Below are 19,579 nucleotides of genomic sequence, written 5' to 3' on the forward strand. Positions count from 1 at the left end.
TCATTGCGACGACACGCCGGGCGGGTCCGCAATGGTTTCACGTTCGCGGACGAAGAAGCTAGTCCTCTGGCACTTCGCGTTCGATCTCGTCGAGCCAGGTGCGCGCTGACATGTCCGACGGCGCGCGCCAGTCGCCGCGCGGCGACAACGACCCGCCATGAGACACCTTCGGGCCGTTCGGCAGCGCCGAGCGCTTGAATTGGCTGAACGAATAGAACCGTTCACAGAACACCTGCAGCCAGTGCCGAATCTCCTTGAGCGAGTACGACGGCCGCTTGTCCGGCGGGAAGCCGGGGGGCCAGTCTCCGCGCTCGGGATCGCTCCACGCGTGGTATGCGAGGAAAGCGATCTTCGACGGCCGAAAGCCGTACCGCAGCACCTGAAACAGTGAAAAGTCCTGCAGCGAGTACGGTCCCACCTTGTCCTCGGTGCTTTGCAGTTCCTCTTCCTCGCCGCTGGGCACGAGCTCCGGACTGATCTCGGTATCGAGCACGGACTGCAGCACGTCGCACACCTCGGCGTCGAACTGGCCCGACGAGATGACCCAGCGAATCAGGTGCTGTATCAACGTCTTCGGCACACCGCCGTTGACGTTGTAGTGCGACATCTGGTCGCCCACCCCGTAGGTGCACCAGCCCAGTGCCAGCTCCGACAGGTCGCCGGTGCCCAGCACGATGCCGCCGCGTTGGTTGGCGAGCCGGAACAGGTAGTCGGTGCGCAGACCCGCCTGCACGTTCTCGAACGTGACGTCGTAGATTTTTTCGCCGCGCGCGAACGGATGGTCCATCTCCTTGAGCATCTGTTCTGCCGTCCCGCGGATGTCGATCTCCTCGAACGTCACACCCAGTGCACGACACAGCCGAATCGCGTTGTTCTTGGTCCTTTCACCAGTCGCGAAACCGGGCAGCGTGAACGCGAGAATGTCGCTGCGCGGCCGGTTTTCGCGGTCCATCGCCCGGGCGGCGACGATCAGCGCGTGCGTCGAGTCGAGACCCCCCGATACGCCGATCACCACCTTGGGGTAGTCCAGCGCACGCAGCCGCTGCTCCAAGCCGGCCACCTGGATGTTGTAGCCCTCGTAGCAATCCTGTTCCAGCCGTTCGGCATTCGACGGCACGAACGGGAACCGCTCGACGCGCCTGCGCAGGCCGATGTCACCGCCCGGAGGGTCGAGCCGAAACTCCAGACGGCGGAACGCATCTGACACCGACGCGTGATGCCGCCGGTTGTCGTCGAACGTGCCCATACGCAGGCGCTCGTTGCGCAACAGCTCCAGGTCGACGTCGGCGACCGAGTGCTGCGGCCCCTTGGGGAAGCGCTCGGTGTCAGCCAGCAACCGACCGTTCTCCCAGATCATCGTCTGCCCGTCCCACGCCAGGTCAGTGCTGGATTCCCCCTGCCCCGCCGCGGCGTAGACGTACGCGGCCAAGCAGCGCGCCGACGCCGAACGCGCAAGCAGGCAGCGGTCTTCGGCGCGTGCGATCGTGATCGGGCTGCCGGACAGGTTGGTCAGCACGGTCGCACCGGCCAGCGCGGCCTGAGCGCTCGGCGGCACCGGCACGAACATGTCCTCGCACACCTCGACATGCACCACGAAGCCGGGCACGTCTGACGCCGCGAACAACAGGTCGGGGCCGAACGGTACCTCTGCGCCGCCCACCCGGATGACCCCGCGCACGTCGTCACCCGGCGCCAATTGACGACGCTCGTAGAACTCCCGGTAGGTCGGCAGGTACGACTTGGGCACCACACCCAGCACCCGGCCGCGGTGAACCACGACCGCGGTGTTGTAGACCCGGTTGCGGTAGCGCAGCGGTGCGCCCACCACGAGCATGGGCAGCAACTCCGACGACGCGTCCACCACCGCGGCCAGCGCGTCCTCGACCGCGTCCAGCAGCGCGTCTTGCAACAGGATGTCCTCGATCGAGTACCCGCACAGGGTCAGTTCCGGGAAAACCGCCAGGGCGACGGCCTCGTCGTGACATTCCCGTGCCATCTGTAGCACCGACTCGGCGTTGGCGGCCGGGTCCGCGATCGCAGTGCTGATGGTGCAGGCGGCCACGCGGACGAACCCGTGCCGGTACGCCGAGTAGAAGTCCATGACCACATTGTTGCCCCCAACCGTGCGCGGATAACCCACGACTGGGTAAGCAGATGGCATGACCAACACCGCCCTGCTCGTGATCGACATGATGAACACCTACGAGCATGCGGATGCGGAGAAGCTGACGCGGAACGTGGAAAACGTGATCGATCCGCTGGCCGAGCTGATTTCGCGAGTCCGTGAGCGCGAGGACATCGACCTGATCTACGTCAACGACAACTACGGTGACTTCACCGCCACCCAGCGCGACATCGTTCAGTCTGCGCTCGAGGGAAAGCGGCCCGACCTGGTCAAGCCAATCGCACCTGACCCGGGGTGCCGCTTTTTGACCAAGGTGCGCCACAGCGCGTTCTACTCCACTCCGCTGGAATATCTTCTGGGCGGCCTCGACATCGATCGGGTGATCCTCACCGGCCAAGTGACCGAGCAGTGCATTCTCTACAGCGCGCTTGACGCCTATTTGCGCCATTTCTCCGTGGTCGTCCCGAAAGACGCCGTCGCGCACATCGACAGTGAACTCGGCGAGGCCGCCCTGCGGATGATGGCGCAAAACATGAGCGCGGAAATCGTCACCGCGGCCGACTGCCTCGAATAGTTCGCCGACGTCGGAGCCCCCGACGTGGTATGAGGAGGTAGTGACGCACGGTCCCGGCACCGATCCGGGCGGTCATCGCACCACACAGGTGCTGCCATTCGTCGGCGACGGCGAGATGGCGGCGCGCATGCGTGCGTTCAACTGGGCGGCAAGTCCTCTCGGGCCCGCAGCGAAGTGGCCACAGAGCCTCAAGACCGCGGTCGGGATCTGTCTGAGCTCGCGGTATCCGATGGTGATTTGGTGGGGCCCCGACCTTGTGCTGCTGTACAACGACGCGTGGGTGCCGATCCTCGGTCCCGAGAAGCACCCGGCGCTGGGGCTGCCAGGGATGCGGGTGTGGCCTGAACTGTGGCACATCATCGGCGCCCAACTGCACAGCGTTCTTGCCACGGGCCAGGCCACCTTCTCCGCCGACCAACTGCTGGCGCCGATGCGCTTCGGCCATCTCGAGGAGTCGTATTTCACCTACTCCTACAGCGCGATCCGCAACGAGCTCGGTGCGGTCGCCGGCGTGTTCACCGCGGTCACCGAGACGACGCAGCGGGTGCTGTCGGACCGGCGGCTGCGCACGCTGCGGACGCTGGGCGAGAAGACCGCCATGGCGGCGACCAAAGGCGCGGCGTCCGTGGTAAACGTCTGTGCGGCGGCCATGGAGGCGTTGGCCGGCGACCGCGCCGACATCCCGTTCGCCGCGATATACATGCTGCATCCCGGCGACCCGGTGGCACACCTGGTCGATTCAATGGGAATCGCCGACGAATCCGTGCTGTCGGCCGCGGTGTACGGATCGACCGCCGGGCTGGTGTTGCGCGACATCGTCAACACCGGGGCCTCTACGGTTTTAGACACCATGCCCGAATCCTGGGCGGCGGCGATGACGCCCGGTGCAAGTCCGGTGGGTGACGCGCCGCCGGAGATCGCGCTGATCCTGCCGGTGCAGGCCGGGGGCGACGACATGCCGGCGATCGTGATGGTGGCGGGCGTGACGCCGTACCGCCGCCTCGACGACGACTTCCGCGGCTTCTTCGATCTGGCCACCGCACAGATCAGCCGCGCAATCGTCGACGCGCAGGCATACGAAACAGAACGCCGCCGCGCCGAGGCGCTGACCGAACTCGACCGCGCCAGAAGCGAGTTCTTCGCCAACGTCAGCCATGAGCTGCGCACCCCGCTCACGCTGATCGCCGGTCCCGCCGAGGATGGTCTCGCCGATGTCGACCAGCCGCTCACCGGCACACAGCGCGAGCGCCTGGAAGTGATACGACGCAACGCCGGTCGGTTGCGCCACCTGGTCGACGACCTGCTGGACCTGTCGCGGCTCGAGGCCAACCAGCGCCAGCCTGAGTTGGAGCCCGTCGACCTCGCGGCCGCCACCCGCGAACTCGTCGCGTCGTTCGCGCCGGCGGTGGCACGGGCCGGTCTCGACTTGCGGGCTGAGATCGAACCGCTGCCGCGACCGTTCCCGGTGGACGTCGCCATGTGGGAGAAGATCGTCCTGAACCTCCTGTCCAATGCGGTCAAGTACACGCTGGCCGGCCACATCGACGTGCGGCTGCACCACGACGACGGCCGCGTGGTGCTGTCGGTCCGCGACACGGGCATCGGTATCCCGGCCGACGAGCTGCCGCGGCTCTTCGAACGGTTCCACCGGATCCGTGGGCGCACCGGACGCAGTCACGAAGGCGCAGGCATCGGGTTGGCGCTGGTGGCTGAACTCGTGCGGCTGCATGCCGGCACCGTCGACGTCGACTCCCGCGAAGACCAGGGCAGCGCATTCACTGTCACACTGCCCTATCCAGTGGCGTCCGACCCCGCCGTCACCGACTCGTCACCGCGGCTGGCGCGCGCGTACGTCGACGAGGCGCTGCAATGGTCCAGTGACAGCGCGCAACCCGCCGACGCTGACAGGGCCGAGGCCGACGCCACGGTGCTGGTGGTCGAGGACAACGCCGATATGCGCACGTTCATCACAAAGGTGCTCTCGCCGCACTGGCGCGTGCTGCAAGCCGTCGACGGCGCCGAGGGCCTCGAGATTGCCCGGGCTCATCGCCCCGACCTGGTGTTGACCGACGTGATGATGCCGCGGCTGGACGGGTTCGAGCTGCTGTCGGCCCTGCGGGCCGAGCCGCGAACCGCGTCGCTGCCGGTGGTCTTCCTGTCGGCCCGTGCCGGCGAGGAGGCCGCCGTCGGGGGTCTGGCCGCAGGCGCCGACGACTACTTGCCCAAGCCGTTCTCGACGGCCGAGCTGCTGGCCCGCGTCCGCTCGAACCTCGAGATGGCCCGGCTGCGCAACCGCGAGTCGGCGTTTCTGCGCACACTGATCGATTCCATGCAGGAGGGCTTCTTCCTGTGCGACGACAACGGAACCATTGTCGAAGCCAACCACGCGTTCTTCGCGCTCACCGGCTATGACGCCGCAGACCTGCCGTATCCGTGGCCGCAGCCGTGGGTGCCACCGCAGGACGCGGACCCGGCCGGTTGGACCGCCAACGCGACCGCGTTCGAACAATGCCAGCGCGACGGCCGCGGCCACTTCATGCTGCCGTTCCGGCACAGAGACGGCCACACGGTGTGGGTTGCCTGCTCCGCGGGCAGCGTCGGTGACCCACACACCGCGGAGCGGCTGTTCGTCGGCACCGCACGCGACGTCACCGACGAATGGCTGAAAAGCCGTCGAGACGCGGCACTTTCCCGCTTCGCCGCCGCAATCGCCGGAGTCGAGTCGTCCAGCGAACTGCTAAAGGTGGCGGCCAAGCAGCTGGGCACCGAGTTGGCCGCGCGCCGGGTACTGGTGGCCCAGTGGAGCCGCGGCATCGACCGGCCGGCGGTGCTCGGCTGGCCGGACGCACAGGCCGAGCGCACAACGCTGAACGTGCTGGACAGTGCACGGCGCCGACAACCTTCGGCCGCGACCATCGTTCCCGGCGACCACGACACCGTGCTCCTCGCCGCCCCGCTCGGCAGCAGCGGCTCAGCGGCGATTGCCGTGGAGTTCGGCGCGGCGCGTTACATCCGCCCCGAGCATCGCGCCTTGTTCGACCTGCTGACAGCTCAGCTGGCTCAGGCGCTGATCACCGCGCGCGAATACGAGCAGACCCGCGCCGTGGCCCTCACGCTGCAGCACGCGATTCTCGGGCCTACGCAGCTGCCGCACGGGTTCGCCGTGCGCTACACCCCGGCCGTCGAGCCGTTGGAGGTCGGCGGCGACTGGTACGACGTGATCACTCTCGACGAGAACCGCATCGGGCTGGTCGTCGGCGATTCCGTCGGCCGCGGGTTGCCCGCCGCTGCCGTGATGGGTCAGCTGCGGTCGGCGGCGCAGGCGCTGCTGCTGCGCACGCCTCGACCCGCGCAGGCGCTCAGCGACCTGGACAGTTTCGCCCGCCGGCTTCCGGCGGCCCGCTGCACCACGGTGTTCTGTGCGGTGATCGACCTGGCGAATGCGACCGTGCGCTACAGCAGTGCCGGCCATCCCCCGCCGGTGCTCGTGGACCGCACCGGCTCCCGGCTGCTCGACCACGCGCAATCGGTGCCGCTGGCCGCCACCGAGAGGGTGTGGTCACGGCCCGAGGCCGAACTGTCGCTGCTGCCGGGTGCGACGCTTCTCCTCTACACCGACGGGCTGATCGAGCGCAGACACGAGTCACTGCAGGTGGGTATCGATCGGGCGGCCACCGCGCTGGATCGCTACCGGCACAGCCACCCGGACTTCGTCGCCGATCATGTGGTGACCGAGCTGGCGCCGCCGGGCGGGTTCGACGACGACGTGGCCGTGTTGCTGTACCGGCACCCGCCGGCGTCGCTGCGTCTGCGGTCTCCGGCGCAACCGGCGAGCCTGGCCACCATCCGCGACCAGCTTCGCCGCTGGCTGCCCGCCGCGGCTGTCAACGCCGAAACCGCTGAGGAGGTTCTGCTAGCTGTGGGAGAAGCCGCGGCGAACGCCACCGAACACGCGAGCCGGGCGGCGGATCATCAGGTTCAGCTGACCGTCACCGCACAGCTGTCAGACGCCCATCTGGCGCTGACCGTCGCCGACGACGGGCACTGGCACGAGCCGCCCGCATCGCAGGCTCACCGCGGACACGGCATCGCGCTGATGAACGCTTTCGTCGACACCGTCGAGATCACGCAGACGGGACACGGCACAACCGTGAGGATGCTCAAGGAGCTGCACTCATGACCGAGGGGCAATTTCGGCTGGCGGTCAGCGCCAACGGACAACCGCCCGTCGTCGTCGCGACCGGAGACATCGACCTCGCCAACGTCAACCAGTTCGAGGACGTGCTGGCCAAGGCCGCCGCCGACTCGTCCGCAATCACCGTGGACCTGTCCGAGGTGTCCTACTGCGACAGCGCCGCGGTGCGCGCGCTGTTCACCGTCGCGGCCAGCACCGATCTCGCGCTCATCGTCCGTGCGACAGGTCCGATCAAGACCCTGCTGTCGGTATCGGGCCTCGATCGCGTCGCCACCGTCACCACGGCTGCCGAGTAGCCGATGTCCGGCGCCGAATTTCACCCGCGCAAGTACCCCCAACTGTTCGCGTTGCTGCATCGCATCCTGGACCGAGTGCACCGCGACATCCCCGAGGCGATCGGGCTGGCCATCACCGTGCACGGCAGGCGCTACAGCGACGGGCCGGTGGTGGCGGCGGCCTCCGGCGGGGGGTCCGACATTGTCAGCGCGCAACTGTCAGGCCTCGGCGGCCCGCTGGCCGATGCGCTTCGGTACGAGGTACCGGTGCTCAGCCTCGACCTGTGGACGGATGACCGCTGGCCGGAGCTGACACTGGAGGCGATGACGATGCGGGCGCCGCAGGACCGTGAGACCTGGGAGCGGGTTCGCGGCGCCGCGGTGGTTCCGGGGCTATGGGAAGACGGCGGCAACATCGTGATCTCGTGTCTTCTCGACCAGCCGGCGACGGCAGCGACGGTAGCGACGCTGATCAGCTACGAACGCCTGGTCAACGCGGCGTTTGTGACCAACGCCGTCCAGAACGCCGCCGGCATCGAGGACATGCTGGCCATCCTGCAATCCCGCGGGGTGATCGAACAGGCCAAGGGCGCGATCATGGGATGCATGGGGTGTGACGCCGACCAGGCCTGGAACGTTCTGCGCCGCGCGAGCCAGGACTTCAACGTGAAGGTCCGTGGGCTGGCCGTCGCGCTCGTCGAGCACATCAGCGGCGCACCCGCCGAGCAGCCCGCATTCAGCGCGCCGATCGTCCCCGACCGGCGCACGCGCCACGCCGCTGAGATGACGTGGGCGGCGCTGTCACGGCCGGCCCGGCCGGTGCCATGAACGCACCGGAGCTCTTGGCGGCGTTGCAGGGACGCCGGATCGCGGTGCTGACGGGTGCGGGACTCTCCACCGATTCGGGCATCCCCGACTACCGAGGGCCGGACTCGCCGCCCAGCAACCCCATGACGATCCAGCAGTTCAGGTCGGATCCGGAGTACCGGCAACGGTATTGGGCCCGCAATCACGTCGGCTGGCGGCACATGGACCGGACGGCTCCCAACGCCGGCCATCGTGCGCTGGCCACACTGGAGCGCGCCGGCGTCGTCACCGCAGTGATCACTCAAAACGTGGATCTTCTGCACACGAAGGCAGGCAGCCGCAGAGTGGTCAATCTCCACGGCACCTACGCGCAGGTGGTGTGTCTGGATTGCGGGCACACGATGACGCGCGCGCATCTCGCCGAGGTGCTGGAGGCGCTGAACCCCGCGTTCGACTCGGCCGCCGACGGGCTGGCGGTGGCACCCGACGCCGATGCAGTCGTGGCCGACACGTCCTCGTTCGTGATCGCCGACTGTCCAGCATGTGGCGGCATGCTCAAACCCGACATCGTCTACTTCGGCGAGAGCGTGCCGAAACACCGTGTGGCGCAGGCGTATTCGTTCGTCGACGAGGCCGATGCGCTGCTGGTCGCCGGATCGTCGCTGACCGTGTTCTCCGGATACCGGTTCGTCCGGCATGCCGCCGCGCGAGGCATTCCGATCGCGATCGTCAACCGCGGCCGCACCCGCGGCGACGACCTGGCGACGGTGAAGGTGGACGCCGGATGCTCGCCGCTGTTGACGCTGCTTGCCGACGAGCTGGCCGTGGGCGCAGTCGCGTGACGGAACAGATCCGCTCGCCGATGGCCGGCACGGTGATTGCCGTTGACGCCGAGATCGGCCAGACCGTGGCCGCCGGCGCAGTGCTGGTGGTGGTCGAGGCGATGAAGATGCATCACTCGCTGCGTGCGCAGCACAGCGGACGAGTCGAGGACATCCGCGTCAAGCAAGGCGACATCGTCGCCGCGGACGACGTGGTGGTGGTGCTGGAGCCCGCCCACTCCCCCGCGGCCGCCGGAGCACCGACGCGCCAGGCCGATCCCGGCGCAATCCGCCCCGATCTGGCGGAGGTGCATCGGCGCCGCGGCAAGCTGCTCGACGAGAACCGGCCTGAGGCCGTGGCGCGCCGCCACTCCCGCGGCATGCGTACCGCGCGCGAGAACATCGCCGATCTGACCGACGGCGGGCTGCTTGTGGAATACGGCGGCTTGGCCGTCGCGGCGCAGCGGGGACGGCGCCCCGTCGCCGAGCTCGAGGACGCGACGCCGGCCGACGGCGTGATCACCGGGCTCGGTCGCGTGAATGGCGCGGTGTTTCCGCCGGAACGGTCCACCTGTGCGATCGTCGCCTACGACTACACCGTGCTGTCGGGCACGCAGGGCCACTTCGGTCACCGCAAGACGGATCGGATTTTGCAGCTGGCCCGTCGGCATCGCTATCCGGTGGTGTTGTTCGCCGAGGGTGCCGGTGGCCGACCGGGCGACACCGACGCTCCGAACGTCGCAGGGCTGCACTACACCACGTTCGCCGAGATGGGTGCGCTGTCCGGGGTGGTGCCGCTGGTCGGGGTGGTGGCCGGCCGCTGTTTCGCTGGTAACGCGGCACTGCTGGGCACCTGCGATGTCATCATCGCCACCGCCGACGCGACCATCGGCATGGCCGGTCCGGTGATGATCGAGGGCGGCGGCCTGGGCAGCTTCACCCCGGAAGAGGTAGGCCCTATCGACGTGCAGACCCGCAACGGCGTGGTGGACATCGCGGTGGCCGACGAGGCGGAGGCGGTGGCCGCCGCGAAGCGCTACCTCGCGTATTTCCAAGGCGCAGTTGAGGATTACGAGGTGGCCGACCAGCGGGCGCTTCGCCACCTCGTGCCGGAGGACCGCCAGGCTGCTTATGACGTCCGCGCGGTGGTGAACGGGCTGTTCGACGTGGGGTCGGTGCTCGAGTTGCGGCCTCGGTTCGGACGCTGCGTCGTCACCGCGCTGGCGCGCATCGAGGGCCGCGCCGTCGGGGTGATTGCCAACGATCCCGCCGTGCTGGGCGGCGCGATCGATGCCGACGGCGCCGACAAGCTGGCCCGGTTCCTGTCACTGTGTGACGGCTTCGGCCTTCCTGTTGTATCTCTTTGCGACACACCGGGATTCATGGTGGGGCCGGAGGCGGAGAAGAGAGCGACGGTGCGGCACTTCGCTCGGCTGTTCGTGATCGGCGGCCACCTCAGCGTGCCGATGGTGACGATCGTGCTGCGCAAGGGGTACGGACTGGGTGCGATGGCGATGACGGCCGGATGCTTCCACAGCCCCGCGGCCACCGTGGCGTGGCCGACCGGCGAGTTCGGCGGCATGAATCTCGAAGGCGCGGTGCGCATCGCAGCGCGCGACACGCTGGCCGCGATCGCCGACGAGGCGCAGCGGCAGAAGACCTACGACGAACTGCTGGCCGCTGCGTACCGGCAGGGCAGTGCGTTGAACACCGCGGCGCACTTAGAGATCGACGACGTGATCGATCCGGCTGACACCCGGGCGGTGATCGCGGCGACCCTACTGTCGGCGCCGGCGCCGACCGCGGATGGCTGGGCCAATCCGGATCGAAGGCCCGGCATCGACACGTGGTGATGCCTCAGGCGCCGCTGACGTGGTCCCAGCGCATCTGCACTTGCGTTCCGGCGCTTGACGTCTCGATGCTGACGTGGTCAGCGAGGGCTTTCATCAACGGAAGGCCGCGGCCGCGCGAGCTGCTGGGAGCTCTAGAAGCCGGTGGGCGCCAGATCCCTTGGTCGGTGATAGTGACCGTCATGGTGTCGGCGCCGGCGTCGTAGTGGGCGCGCAGATCCATCGTCCTGGGCCGATTGTTGTTGAGGTAGGCGAACTCTGCGGCGTTGGCCAGCGCTTCGTTGATGGCCAGCACGAGATCGCTGGAGCGGATCGGGTCCAGATTGAAGAAGCGCTCCAGCCAGCCCGCGAACTCTTCCCGGATGCGACAAGCACTTTCAGGATCGGCCGTGACGCCAACACGCTCGAAACACTGAGCGTTAGCGACGTCGGCGCGTGACACGGATTCGATCATGGCAGACGCTTGACTACCCGATCATGTCGCTTTCTACGCCGGCTTCTTACGCACTCAAGGCCGACAGCGCTTCGTCGCGGGTGGCGTACAGCTTGATCAGGTCGGCGATGCCGACGAGCTTGAGCGGGCGGCTGGTTGCCGGACCGTCTGCGACCACGCAAAACCGGACGTCCGGTGTCACTTCGTCGTGCACGGCGACCAGCACGCCCATGCCTGCGGAGGCCAAGAAATCGATGTCAGTGAAATCGATCACCAGCCCCGCTGGCTTCTGCTCGAGAGCCGCGCGAATCGCCTGCTCCAACTGCGGCGCCGTCAGCATGTCCACTACGCCGGAGGCCGACACGACAGCCACGCGGCCGACCCATTCCTCATTGACAATGCAGCTCGTCGCCTTAGTTGCCTGTTGTTCGTCCACAGTCGAATTCTCCTGATGTCCCGGACGCTCGCGCGGCTGCGGTCTGAACCTGCACGTTCATGTGTTTCGGCCTGCACCGATGATGGTGCACCTAGAAACAGGGTAACGCAGACGCCTGCGGTTATCGTCTTGCTGGCCTGTCAGAAGGGTAAGGGGGACTATTTGCGGGGTTGGTCAGTGCATCTTGCGAGGCCTCATCCGGTGGTCGCTGCTCCGCCACCGGCGGTGGAGGCTTGGTGGCCGCCGCCTGTTGGCTTGATAGTCACCCAGGATGGCCTTGCTCAGCTTGCGCTCGTCGTCAACGGTGGGCTCATGCATTCGATGCTCCGGCTCGCTTACTTACGCCTTGTCGACCGAATCCTCATGTGGGCGACCGGACTGAAAACGCCAAATCGCGTGATCGGAACCTCTCGCCTGGAATAACTAAGGCGGTCGATCACAGAGGCAGTAATCTCACCCGTAACCGCGTCTGCGGTCTCAGCCGTAGGTGGTGCGGGGCGGGTATCCGATTTCAACCACGTTTGCGCTCATCCTAATTGCGGAAGAAGACCTCTGGCGCGCAGCCTGATTTCGCCTACTGTCGAAAGTGTGGACAGCGAGGTGATCACCAAGGCGGTACAGCTCGCGTGCCGGGCTCCGTCTCTCCACAACACCCAGCCCTGGCGCTGGCTGGTCGGGGTCAACAAGGTCGACCTCTTCGAGGACCCCACGCGCGTCGTCCGGTCCACCGACAGCTCGGGGCGGGAAGCGGTGATCAGTTGCGGTGCCGCACTCGGACACTTCCGCGTCGCGATGGCCGCTGCGGGCTGGAACACGCACGTCGACCGCTTCCCCAACCCCAACGAGCTCGACCACTTGGCCGCAGTTGAGTTCTCGCCCGCCCAGTTCGTCACCGCCGCCCAGCGGGACCGCGCCGACGCCATTCTGCGCCGCCGCACAGACCGGCTGCCGTTCGCCGCGCCCGAAAGCTGGGACGCATTCGAGGAGCTGTTGCGGCCCACGGTCGATCCCACGATGGCCAAGCTGGACGTGTTGCCCGACGATGCCCGTCCGGCGCTGGCCGAGGCCTCGCGACTGACCGAGTCGCTGCGTCGATACGACCAGTACTACCACGATGAATTACATTGGTGGACCCAGCCTTTCAGCCTCTTCGAGGGTCTGCCCCACAGTGCTCTGGTGTCCGAAGAAGAGAATACCCGGGTGGCAGTGAACCGGCACTTCCCGGCCGCGGGCCATGGTGAACGCCGCCCAGACCTGCCGGTCGACCAAGCCAAGATTCTGGTGCTGTCGACACCCGAGAACACCCGCGCCGACGCCCTCAATTGCGGCGAGGTGCTGTCCACCGTGCTGCTGGAGGCGACGATGGCCGGCCTGGCCACCTGCACGCTGACCCACATCACCGAAGTACCGGAGAGCCGCGAGGTCATCACCGGCCTGATCGGTGGCAGCGGCTTCCCACAGGTGTTGATCCGCGTCGGGAAGGTGCCGGCGCTCGAAGAGACTCCGGCGCCCACGCCGAGGCGCCCGTTGAGCGAAGTCATGCAAATTCGCCGCTGATTTCGGGAGGTAGTCATGAAGGCGCGAGTTGGTGACTGGCTGGTGATCAAGGGCACCACTGTCGACAAGCCCGACCAGCGGGGGCGCATCGAAGAGGTGCACTCCGACGACGGCTCGCCACCCTACGTAGTGCGCTGGGTCGCCACCGACCATGTTGCGACGGTGTTTCCGGGCCCCGACGCGCTGATCGTCACACCCGAGGAACAGGAGGCCGCCGAGCAACGGGCCAGATCCCGCGGATAGCGCTGTCGCGCAAGCTAATTGGACCGAGCGACGATCACCGGCGTGTGCGCGGCGTGCGCCACGGCGGTACTGACCGAGCCGAGCAGCATCCCCGTGAAGCCGCCGCGGCCACGGCTGCCCACGACCACCAGCTGAGCGGTCTCCGAGCGCTCGATCAGATGGCGTGCGGGATGGTCCCACACCACCACCCGCCGGACCGCGACGTCCGGATAGCGCTCCTCCCAGCCGGCCAGCCGCTCGGCCAACGTCTTGTCGGCCGCCGACTCGAGCGCTGACCACTCCAGGCTGGACAGGTTGGACGCATCCGTGTCGTTCCAGGCGTGCAGCGCCAGCAGATCGGCACCGCGCCACGACGCCTGATCGAACGCGATGGCCGTCGCCGCTTCGGATGCGGGTGAACCGTCGACGCCCACCAGCACGGGCCACTCGGATCGGGCCGCGACTTCGTCGTGGATCACGGCCACCGGGCAATGGGCGTGTTGGATCAAGCCGCTGCTGACCGAGCCCAGCAGCGTCCGCCGCATCGCGCCTTGACCACGACAGCCCACGACCACCATGTCGGCTGCGGCGGACAACTCGACGAGCGTCGGGACGGCCGCCGCGAACACCGTCTTGGTATGCACTTGCGGTCGGCGCACGGTCTCGGTGCGTTCGACGATCTTGGCGGCGTCGTCGAGCACCTGGCTGGCTTCCTCTTGTTGCCACTGCTCGACGGAATCGGGAACCGGGGCCACCGGCCATGCCAATGCGGCCGCACCGGCCATCGTGGTGCCTCGCACGTGGACGAGCGTGAGGGGCAGTTTGCACATCGCCGCTTGCTGCGTGCCCCAGCGCACCGCAGCGTTGGAAGGCGCCGAACCGTCGACACCGACGAGGATTCCCAACCGCGTGGGGGTCACGGGCGCACCTCCTGTGAAAGGCATTCTGTCAGCGACTCTAGGAGCTCTACCGCAGCGGCGGAGTGGTCGGATTAGATGGGAGCACAGTGCAAACCACCATCGTCACACTCACCATGAACCCGGCGCTCGACATCACGACAAGCGCCGACGAAGTCCGACCGACCAGCAAGGTGCGGTGCAGCGGCCTGCGGTACGACGCCGGCGGCGGCGGCATCAACGTGGCCAGAGTCGCCCAGGTGCTCGGGGGCTCGGTGTCCGCGGTGTTTCCCGCAGGCGGCTACACCGGTGACATGGTGACCGGACTCCTCCGCCAGGCCGGGGTGCCATACCGGCGCGTCGACATCCGCGACTCGACGCGCGAGAGCTTCACCATCGACGAGCAGAGCAGCGGCCAGCAGTACCGGTTCGTGCTACCGGGGCCGCGGCTGTCGTTCGTCGAACAAGCGAAATGCATTGACCAGCTGCGAGAAGTGGCGCAGTCGGCCGAATTCGTGGTGGCCAGCGGCAGTTTGCCGCCGGGCGTTCCTGACGACTTCTATCAGCGCGTCGCCGACATGTGCCAAGAGTTGGGCGTGCCGCTGATTCTCGACAGCTCGGGAGGCGGGCTGCGGCACATCAGCTCTGGAGTGTTCCTGCTCAAACCCAGCGTGCGAGAACTGCGAGATTATTGCGGCCGTGAACTGGCCACCGAAGCCGAGCAGGTGGCCGCCGCCCGTGAGCTCGTCGACTCCGGAATAGCCCAGAGCGTGGTGGTGTCCCTCGGCGCCAGCGGTGCCCTACTGGTGACATTGCATGACACTCAACGTTTTTCACCGGTGCCCGTGAAAGCGGTGAGCGGTGTGGGCGCGGGAGATGCGATGGTGGCCGCGATCACGGTCGGCCTGTCGCGCGGCTGGCCGTTGAGCAAGGCCGTACGGTTCGGGATCGCTACCGGCAGCGCGATGTTGATGACGCCCGGCACGGCGCCGTGCCACCGCGACGACGCGGAGCGGATCTTCGAGATGGCCGCCGAACCCGTGGACGTCAGCTCGTCATACCCCTGAGCAACGGCTGACTCCACTACGGTAGAGGCGATGTCCGAGCAGTCCGCACCTCGGTCGATAGTCGTCGGCGTCGACGGCTCGAAGGCTGCTGTGCGTGCGGCACTGTGGGCGGTCGACGAAGCGCTCGCTCGCGACATCCCGCTACGCCTGCTCTATGCCGCCGATCCCGGCGAGGCCTCGCAGACTCCCGAACGAGTCCCACGTGAAGCGATCGCAGCGATCGACGCGACCGGTAAGCCTGTCAAGACTGAGGTCCAGATCGACCATGACCGCCCCGTGAGCGCACTCGTGCGGGCGTCGCGTGGCGCCGCGATGCTCTGCGTCGGCGCGGTCGGCTCGAAGCACTTTCAGCCGGGCAGAGTCGGCTCCACGGCCGCCGCGGTGGCCACTGCGGCGCGCTGTCCGGTCGCAATCATTCACGGCCACAACGGCCTTCATTCTCGCGATGACGCGGGCTGGATCGTCGTGCAAGCCGACACCGCCCCGCACACCGGCGTGCTGCTCGAGGCCGCCGTGGCCGAAGCCCACTTGCGCGGGGCAGGGCTGCGGGTGGTGACGTGCTGGCGATCCAGCGGCGAAGACACTCACCGCGTCCGCGACGTCGCCGACGCCAATCGGCAGGTGCAGGGCGACCTCGAACGCCGACTGGCCCGCTGGACCCGCCACCACCCCGACCTCGACGTCCAGACGGTGGCGATGCACGGCAGCCTGCTCGACTATCTGAGCCAGAACGCGGAGTCGGTGCAGATGGTTGTTGTCGGCGCGCGCGACCGGCACAACGTCGCACAACTGGCCAGCCCGTCGGGAAATGCCACCCTGCGCCACACGAACTGTTCCGTGCTCGTCGTCGATCATCAACACTTGTGACGTGGTGACCGCCATGAAAGGGGTTGGCCGTGGTTAGGGTTTTTCTGGTCGACGACCACGAAGTTGTCCGACGTGGGCTGTTCGACCTGCTCGACGCCGACCCCGACCTCGAAGTGGTGGGCGAAGCAGCGTCGGTCGGTGAGGCGCTGGCCAAGATCCCGGCCGTGGCGCCCGATGTTGCCGTGCTCGACGTCCGATTGCCCGACGGCAACGGCATCGAACTGTGCCGGGAGTTGCTGTCGGACATGCCGGACCTGCGCTGCCTGATGCTGACGTCCTACACCTCCGACGAAGCGATGCTCGACGCCATCCTGGCCGGCGCCAGCGGATACGTGGTCAAAGACATCAAGGGCATGGAACTGGCCCAGGCGATCAAGGACGTCGGCGCAGGAAAGTCGCTGCTCGACAACCGCGCGGCGGCCGCGTTGATGGCCAAGCTGCGCGGCTCGGCCGAGCAGGCGGACCCGTTGTCCGGGCTGACCGCCCAAGAGCGCACGCTTCTGGGTCTGTTGGGCGAAGGCCTGACCAACAAGCAGATCGCGGCACGGATGTTTCTGGCCGAGAAGACCGTGAAGAATTACGTCTCGCGGCTCCTGGCCAAGCTGGGAATGGAACGACGCACCCAGGCTGCGGTGTTCGCCAGCAAACTCGGCCCCAGCCAGCGGATCACCGAATAACCGAAAGGCCTCCCGCACTCAGCAACCTCGATGCCAACATAAAGGCGTGCCAGAGCACGCAAACCGCGGCATGAGTCCGCTGCGTGACACCCTTTCCCAGCTCCGGCTGCGCGAGCTGCTCAAAGAGGTGCAAGACCGCGTCGAGCAGATCGTCGAAGGCAGAGACCGGCTCGACGGTCTGGTCGAGGCCATGCTCGTGGTCAACTCCAACCTGGAGCTCGACTACACGCTGCGCACGATCGTGCACACCGCGATCAATCTGGTGGATGCGAAGTACGGGGCGCTGGGCGTGCGAGGCCACGACGATCAACTCCGCGAGTTCGTCTACGAAGGCATCGACGAAGCGACCCGCAGGCGAATCGGGCCGTTGCCGGAGGGACGCGGTGTGCTCGGTGTGCTGATCGACGACCCCAAGCCGATCCGGTTGGACAACATCACGCAGCACCCCGCCTCGGTGGGGTTTCCGCCCAACCATCCGCCGATGCGGACGTTTCTCGGGGTGCCGGTGCGCATCCGCCACGAGGTTTACGGAAACCTCTACCTCACGGAGAAGGCCGACGGACAGCCATTCAGCGAAGACGACGAGGTGCTGGCGCAGGCATTGGCTGCCGCGGCTGGCATCGCGATTGACAATGCGCGCCTCTACGAGCAGTCCCGCGCCCGTCAATCGTGGATCGAGGCAACCCGCGACATCGCCACGGAGCTGCTCTCCAGCACCGACCCCGCGCGGGTGTTCCGGCTCATTGCGGACGAGGCGCTGAAGCTCTCGGAAGCCACCGCGACGTTGGTCGCGGTTCCGGCCGATCCCGAATCCCTGGTCACCGAGGTGTCCGAGCTCTTGGTGGTGGAGACGGCCGGTGAGGCGAATCTGCATGTCCCACAGAGCATTCCAGTCGCCGGTACACAGATCGGCGCCGTCTTCACGCAGCGCGCGCCCTGCCGGCTGGACGACCTGAAGATCAACGGCACGGAAGGCCCCGCGCTGGTGCTGCCACTTCGAACCACCGACACCGTGGCTGGCGTGCTGGTGGCACTGCGGCGCACGGGCGAGCATCGGTTCGACAGCGAACAACTCGACATGCTTGCCGCTTTCGCCGACCAGGCCGCATTGGCGTGGCAGCTCGCCACCACCCAACGCCACCTGCGGGAGCTGGACGTCCTCACCGACCGCGACCGCATTGCCCGCGATTTGCACGATCATGTGATTCAGCGATTGTTCGCCGTCGGGCTCACGCTGCAGGGCACGATCCCGCGAGCCCAGTCGACCGACGTGCAGGAGCGGCTGACCAATTGCGTCGACGACCTGCAAGCGGTGATCCAGGAGATCAGGACCGCGATTTTCGACCTGCACGGGGCGTCGTCGGGAATCACCCGGCTGCGGCAGCGGCTGGAAGAGGCCGTCACGCGGTTCTCCACGCCAGATGTGCGGACCTCGATTCAGTTGGTGGGTCCACTGTCCGTCGTCAGCACGACTCTGGCGGAGCACGCAGAAGCCGTTGTGCGCGAAGCGGTTTCGAATGCGGTTCGGCATGCCGATGCGTCCGCGGTGACCGTCTGCGTCACCGTCGAGGATGACTTGGCCATCGAGGTCACCGACAACGGCCGCGGCATCTCAGCAGACATCACCGGCAGCGGGTTGACCAATCTGACCCGACGCGCCGACGACGTCGGCGGCAGGTTCGCGGTGGCGCCGAATCCCGACGGCGGCACCGTGTTGCGGTGGACCGCTCCGCTGGAGTAGCGGCGTCAGACCGCCGGCGCCTCGCTGTCCAGCCACTCGACCACGTCGGACAGGGGGCGGCGCGGGGTGGCCGGCAGCGGTTCGGCGTTGACCGCCGCCCAGCCGACGCGAAGCAACATCTGCGGATAGCCGCTGTCGCCGAAGACGTCCTCCTGCACCGCAGCCCGAGTCGCCGGAATCTCCAGCGGTTCGGTGACCGGGCAACTCGCCAGGCCCTGCGCAGTGGCCGTCAGCAACACCAGGCTCGTGGCTTCGCCGGCGCGCAGGCGCGACAGCTGGCTGTCGTCCTTGGTGCCCAGCGCCAGCACCACGGCGTTGTCCTCGGCGGGCGCCACGCCGTCGGGCTGAGCCAGCCCCGGCCCGGCGAAGAAGCGGCCCGGGATCACGGCAGCCGGATCCGACGGCGGCGTACTGCGGGCCGGCACACCGGCCACCGACCCGTACCGCCCGCTCCAGGCCGTCAATTCAGTCAGGTACTCGCGGTCGGTGGCGTGCTCGCTAACCGCTTGTGCCACAACGCTTTGCAGCTTCGGCAGCGATTCCACCTGACGCAGCATCACGCCGGCCCGCGCGGCTCGCGCACCCATCAGACCGATGTCGGCGATCGGCACCGGCCAGGAGCTGTAATGGCGCCGGTCGGTCCGGCGCCGCGGGATGGCGGCAGCCAGCATGATGTCCAGCTCGTTGGCGGGCTGCCGCCAGACATGGATCGCGGCAAGGTGGTTCGGGTCAGCCGGGTTCGGCAGCCGCTGCACCTTGGCTTGCCAGCCCAGAGCCCCCAGAGCGACCACGCAGTGATGCAGCGATGCACCGCAGGACAGCATCAGATCGCGGCGGTCCGGGTCCGTCTTCGGCAGATGCCGGCTGGGGTCGGCATACAGGTGCAAACTGCGGTGACCCACCCGCCAGCGCCACGGCTGGGAGTTGTGCACCGACGGCGCGCGCGTGGCAAGCTCCATCACCGAACCGATCGTCCCGGTGTCGGGAAACTGCGCGCTCATGGACTGGACTCCCTGCTCCTGCCGTTGAACCTGCT

17 protein-coding genes are annotated in these 19,579 nt (G+C 67.5%); 12 read left to right on the forward strand and 5 right to left on the reverse strand.

Annotated elements, in window-relative coordinates:
- Window positions 1-58: 58 nt before the first annotated feature.
- The gene (locus AC5Y4C_RS14710; protein ID WP_499911276.1) at window positions 59-2,101 is read right to left on the reverse strand and encodes an NAD(+) synthase; all 2,043 of its coding nucleotides are present in this window, start codon (window positions 2,099-2,101) and stop codon (window positions 59-61) included.
- 58 nt (window positions 2,102-2,159) lie between these two features.
- Here AC5Y4C_RS14710 and AC5Y4C_RS14715 point away from each other — a divergent pair, with 58 nt between their 5' ends.
- The 6 genes from AC5Y4C_RS14715 to AC5Y4C_RS14740 are packed head-to-tail and all read left to right on the forward strand — an operon-like array spanning window position 2,160 to window position 10,650.
- Entirely contained in the window at window positions 2,160-2,699 is a 540-nt protein-coding gene (locus AC5Y4C_RS14715; protein ID WP_499963789.1) for a cysteine hydrolase family protein, read from the forward strand.
- 40 nt (window positions 2,700-2,739) lie between these two features.
- On the forward strand, window positions 2,740-6,879 hold the full coding sequence (locus AC5Y4C_RS14720) for a SpoIIE family protein phosphatase (protein WP_499963787.1): 4,140 nt from the start codon (window positions 2,740-2,742) through the stop codon (window positions 6,877-6,879).
- Window positions 6,876-7,190, forward strand: coding sequence for an STAS domain-containing protein (locus tag AC5Y4C_RS14725; RefSeq protein WP_499911212.1), 315 nt, complete (start codon window positions 6,876-6,878; stop codon window positions 7,188-7,190). Before AC5Y4C_RS14720 ends, AC5Y4C_RS14725 begins: the two co-directional genes overlap by 4 nt.
- A 3-nt stretch (window positions 7,191-7,193) precedes the next feature.
- A complete protein-coding gene (locus tag AC5Y4C_RS14730) occupies window positions 7,194-7,997 on the forward strand; it encodes an ANTAR domain-containing protein (protein WP_499911214.1) in 804 nt (267 codons plus the stop codon).
- Entirely contained in the window at window positions 7,994-8,818 is an 825-nt protein-coding gene (locus AC5Y4C_RS14735) for an NAD-dependent protein deacetylase (RefSeq protein ID WP_500008500.1), read from the forward strand. Before AC5Y4C_RS14730 ends, AC5Y4C_RS14735 begins: the two co-directional genes overlap by 4 nt.
- Window positions 8,815-10,650, forward strand: coding sequence for a carboxyl transferase domain-containing protein (locus AC5Y4C_RS14740; protein ID WP_499911215.1), 1,836 nt, complete (start codon window positions 8,815-8,817; stop codon window positions 10,648-10,650). Before AC5Y4C_RS14735 ends, AC5Y4C_RS14740 begins: the two co-directional genes overlap by 4 nt.
- Window positions 10,651-10,654: 4 nt before the next feature.
- Here AC5Y4C_RS14740 and AC5Y4C_RS14745 read toward each other — a convergent pair whose 3' ends face one another.
- Both AC5Y4C_RS14745 and AC5Y4C_RS14750 read right to left on the reverse strand, forming a co-directional pair.
- Entirely contained in the window at window positions 10,655-11,101 is a 447-nt protein-coding gene (locus AC5Y4C_RS14745) for an ATP-binding protein (RefSeq protein WP_499963785.1), read from the reverse strand.
- A 46-nt stretch (window positions 11,102-11,147) separates the two neighbouring features.
- Complete coding sequence (locus tag AC5Y4C_RS14750; RefSeq protein ID WP_499911218.1) at window positions 11,148-11,516, reverse strand: STAS domain-containing protein; 369 nt, start codon at window positions 11,514-11,516, stop codon at window positions 11,148-11,150.
- A gap of 588 nt (window positions 11,517-12,104) precedes the next feature.
- Here AC5Y4C_RS14750 and AC5Y4C_RS14755 point away from each other — a divergent pair.
- Window positions 12,105-13,073, forward strand: a complete 969-nt coding sequence (locus AC5Y4C_RS14755; protein WP_499963783.1) for an Acg family FMN-binding oxidoreductase — start codon at window positions 12,105-12,107, stop codon at window positions 13,071-13,073.
- Between the two features lie 15 nt (window positions 13,074-13,088).
- A complete protein-coding gene (locus AC5Y4C_RS14760) occupies window positions 13,089-13,316 on the forward strand; it encodes a DUF1918 domain-containing protein (RefSeq protein ID WP_499911224.1) in 228 nt (75 codons plus the stop codon).
- Between the two features lie 14 nt (window positions 13,317-13,330).
- Here the strand turns inward: AC5Y4C_RS14760 and AC5Y4C_RS14765 are convergent, their stop codons facing one another.
- Window positions 13,331-14,239: a universal stress protein gene (locus tag AC5Y4C_RS14765; RefSeq protein WP_499963781.1), complete on the reverse strand. Its 909-nt coding sequence runs from the start codon at window positions 14,237-14,239 to the stop codon at window positions 13,331-13,333.
- A 62-nt stretch (window positions 14,240-14,301) separates the two neighbouring features.
- Here AC5Y4C_RS14765 and AC5Y4C_RS14770 point away from each other — a divergent pair, with 62 nt between their 5' ends.
- The 4 genes from AC5Y4C_RS14770 (at window position 14,302) to AC5Y4C_RS14785 (ending at window position 18,543) form a co-directional block, all read left to right on the forward strand.
- A complete protein-coding gene (locus AC5Y4C_RS14770) occupies window positions 14,302-15,258 on the forward strand; it encodes a 1-phosphofructokinase family hexose kinase (RefSeq protein ID WP_499963779.1) in 957 nt (318 codons plus the stop codon).
- A gap of 30 nt (window positions 15,259-15,288) precedes the next feature.
- Window positions 15,289-16,125, forward strand: a complete 837-nt coding sequence (locus AC5Y4C_RS14775; protein WP_499963777.1) for a universal stress protein — start codon at window positions 15,289-15,291, stop codon at window positions 16,123-16,125.
- Between the two features lie 29 nt (window positions 16,126-16,154).
- The gene (dosR, locus tag AC5Y4C_RS14780) at window positions 16,155-16,802 is read left to right on the forward strand and encodes a hypoxia response regulator transcription factor DosR/DevR (protein ID WP_499963775.1); all 648 of its coding nucleotides are present in this window, start codon (window positions 16,155-16,157) and stop codon (window positions 16,800-16,802) included.
- A gap of 70 nt (window positions 16,803-16,872) precedes the next feature.
- Window positions 16,873-18,543 carry a GAF domain-containing sensor histidine kinase gene (locus AC5Y4C_RS14785; protein ID WP_499963848.1) on the forward strand — a complete coding sequence of 557 codons (1,671 nt, stop codon included), beginning with the start codon at window positions 16,873-16,875 and terminating at the stop codon, window positions 18,541-18,543.
- A gap of 5 nt (window positions 18,544-18,548) precedes the next feature.
- On the opposite strand, the gene AC5Y4C_RS14790 is transcribed toward AC5Y4C_RS14785, so the two are convergent.
- Window positions 18,549-19,544, reverse strand: a complete 996-nt coding sequence (locus AC5Y4C_RS14790; protein ID WP_499963773.1) for an Acg family FMN-binding oxidoreductase — start codon at window positions 19,542-19,544, stop codon at window positions 18,549-18,551.
- Window positions 19,545-19,579 lie beyond the last annotated feature (35 nt).

The sequence above is a fragment of the Mycobacterium sp. NGS35 genome, from assembly GCF_059812855.1.

Bases quoted from the DNA above. Each gene is read 5' to 3' on its own strand.
- AC5Y4C_RS14710 (WP_499911276.1), bottom strand. From the start codon at position 2,101: ATGGACTTCTACTCGGCGTACCGGCACGGGTTCGTCCGCGTGGCCGCC.
- AC5Y4C_RS14715 (WP_499963789.1), top strand. From the start codon at position 2,160: ATGACCAACACCGCCCTGCTCGTGATCGACATGATGAACACCTACGAG.
- AC5Y4C_RS14725 (WP_499911212.1), top strand. From the start codon at position 6,876: ATGACCGAGGGGCAATTTCGGCTGGCGGTCAGCGCCAACGGACAACCG.
- AC5Y4C_RS14730 (WP_499911214.1), top strand. From the start codon at position 7,194: ATGTCCGGCGCCGAATTTCACCCGCGCAAGTACCCCCAACTGTTCGCG.
- AC5Y4C_RS14735 (WP_500008500.1), top strand. From the start codon at position 7,994: ATGAACGCACCGGAGCTCTTGGCGGCGTTGCAGGGACGCCGGATCGCG.
- AC5Y4C_RS14745 (WP_499963785.1), bottom strand. From the start codon at position 11,101: ATGATCGAATCCGTGTCACGCGCCGACGTCGCTAACGCTCAGTGTTTC.
- AC5Y4C_RS14760 (WP_499911224.1), top strand. From the start codon at position 13,089: ATGAAGGCGCGAGTTGGTGACTGGCTGGTGATCAAGGGCACCACTGTC.
- AC5Y4C_RS14765 (WP_499963781.1), bottom strand. From the start codon at position 14,239: ATGCCTTTCACAGGAGGTGCGCCCGTGACCCCCACGCGGTTGGGAATC.
- AC5Y4C_RS14775 (WP_499963777.1), top strand. From the start codon at position 15,289: ATGTCCGAGCAGTCCGCACCTCGGTCGATAGTCGTCGGCGTCGACGGC.
- AC5Y4C_RS14785 (WP_499963848.1), top strand. From the start codon at position 16,873: ATGAGTCCGCTGCGTGACACCCTTTCCCAGCTCCGGCTGCGCGAGCTG.
- AC5Y4C_RS14790 (WP_499963773.1), bottom strand. From the start codon at position 19,544: ATGAGCGCGCAGTTTCCCGACACCGGGACGATCGGTTCGGTGATGGAG.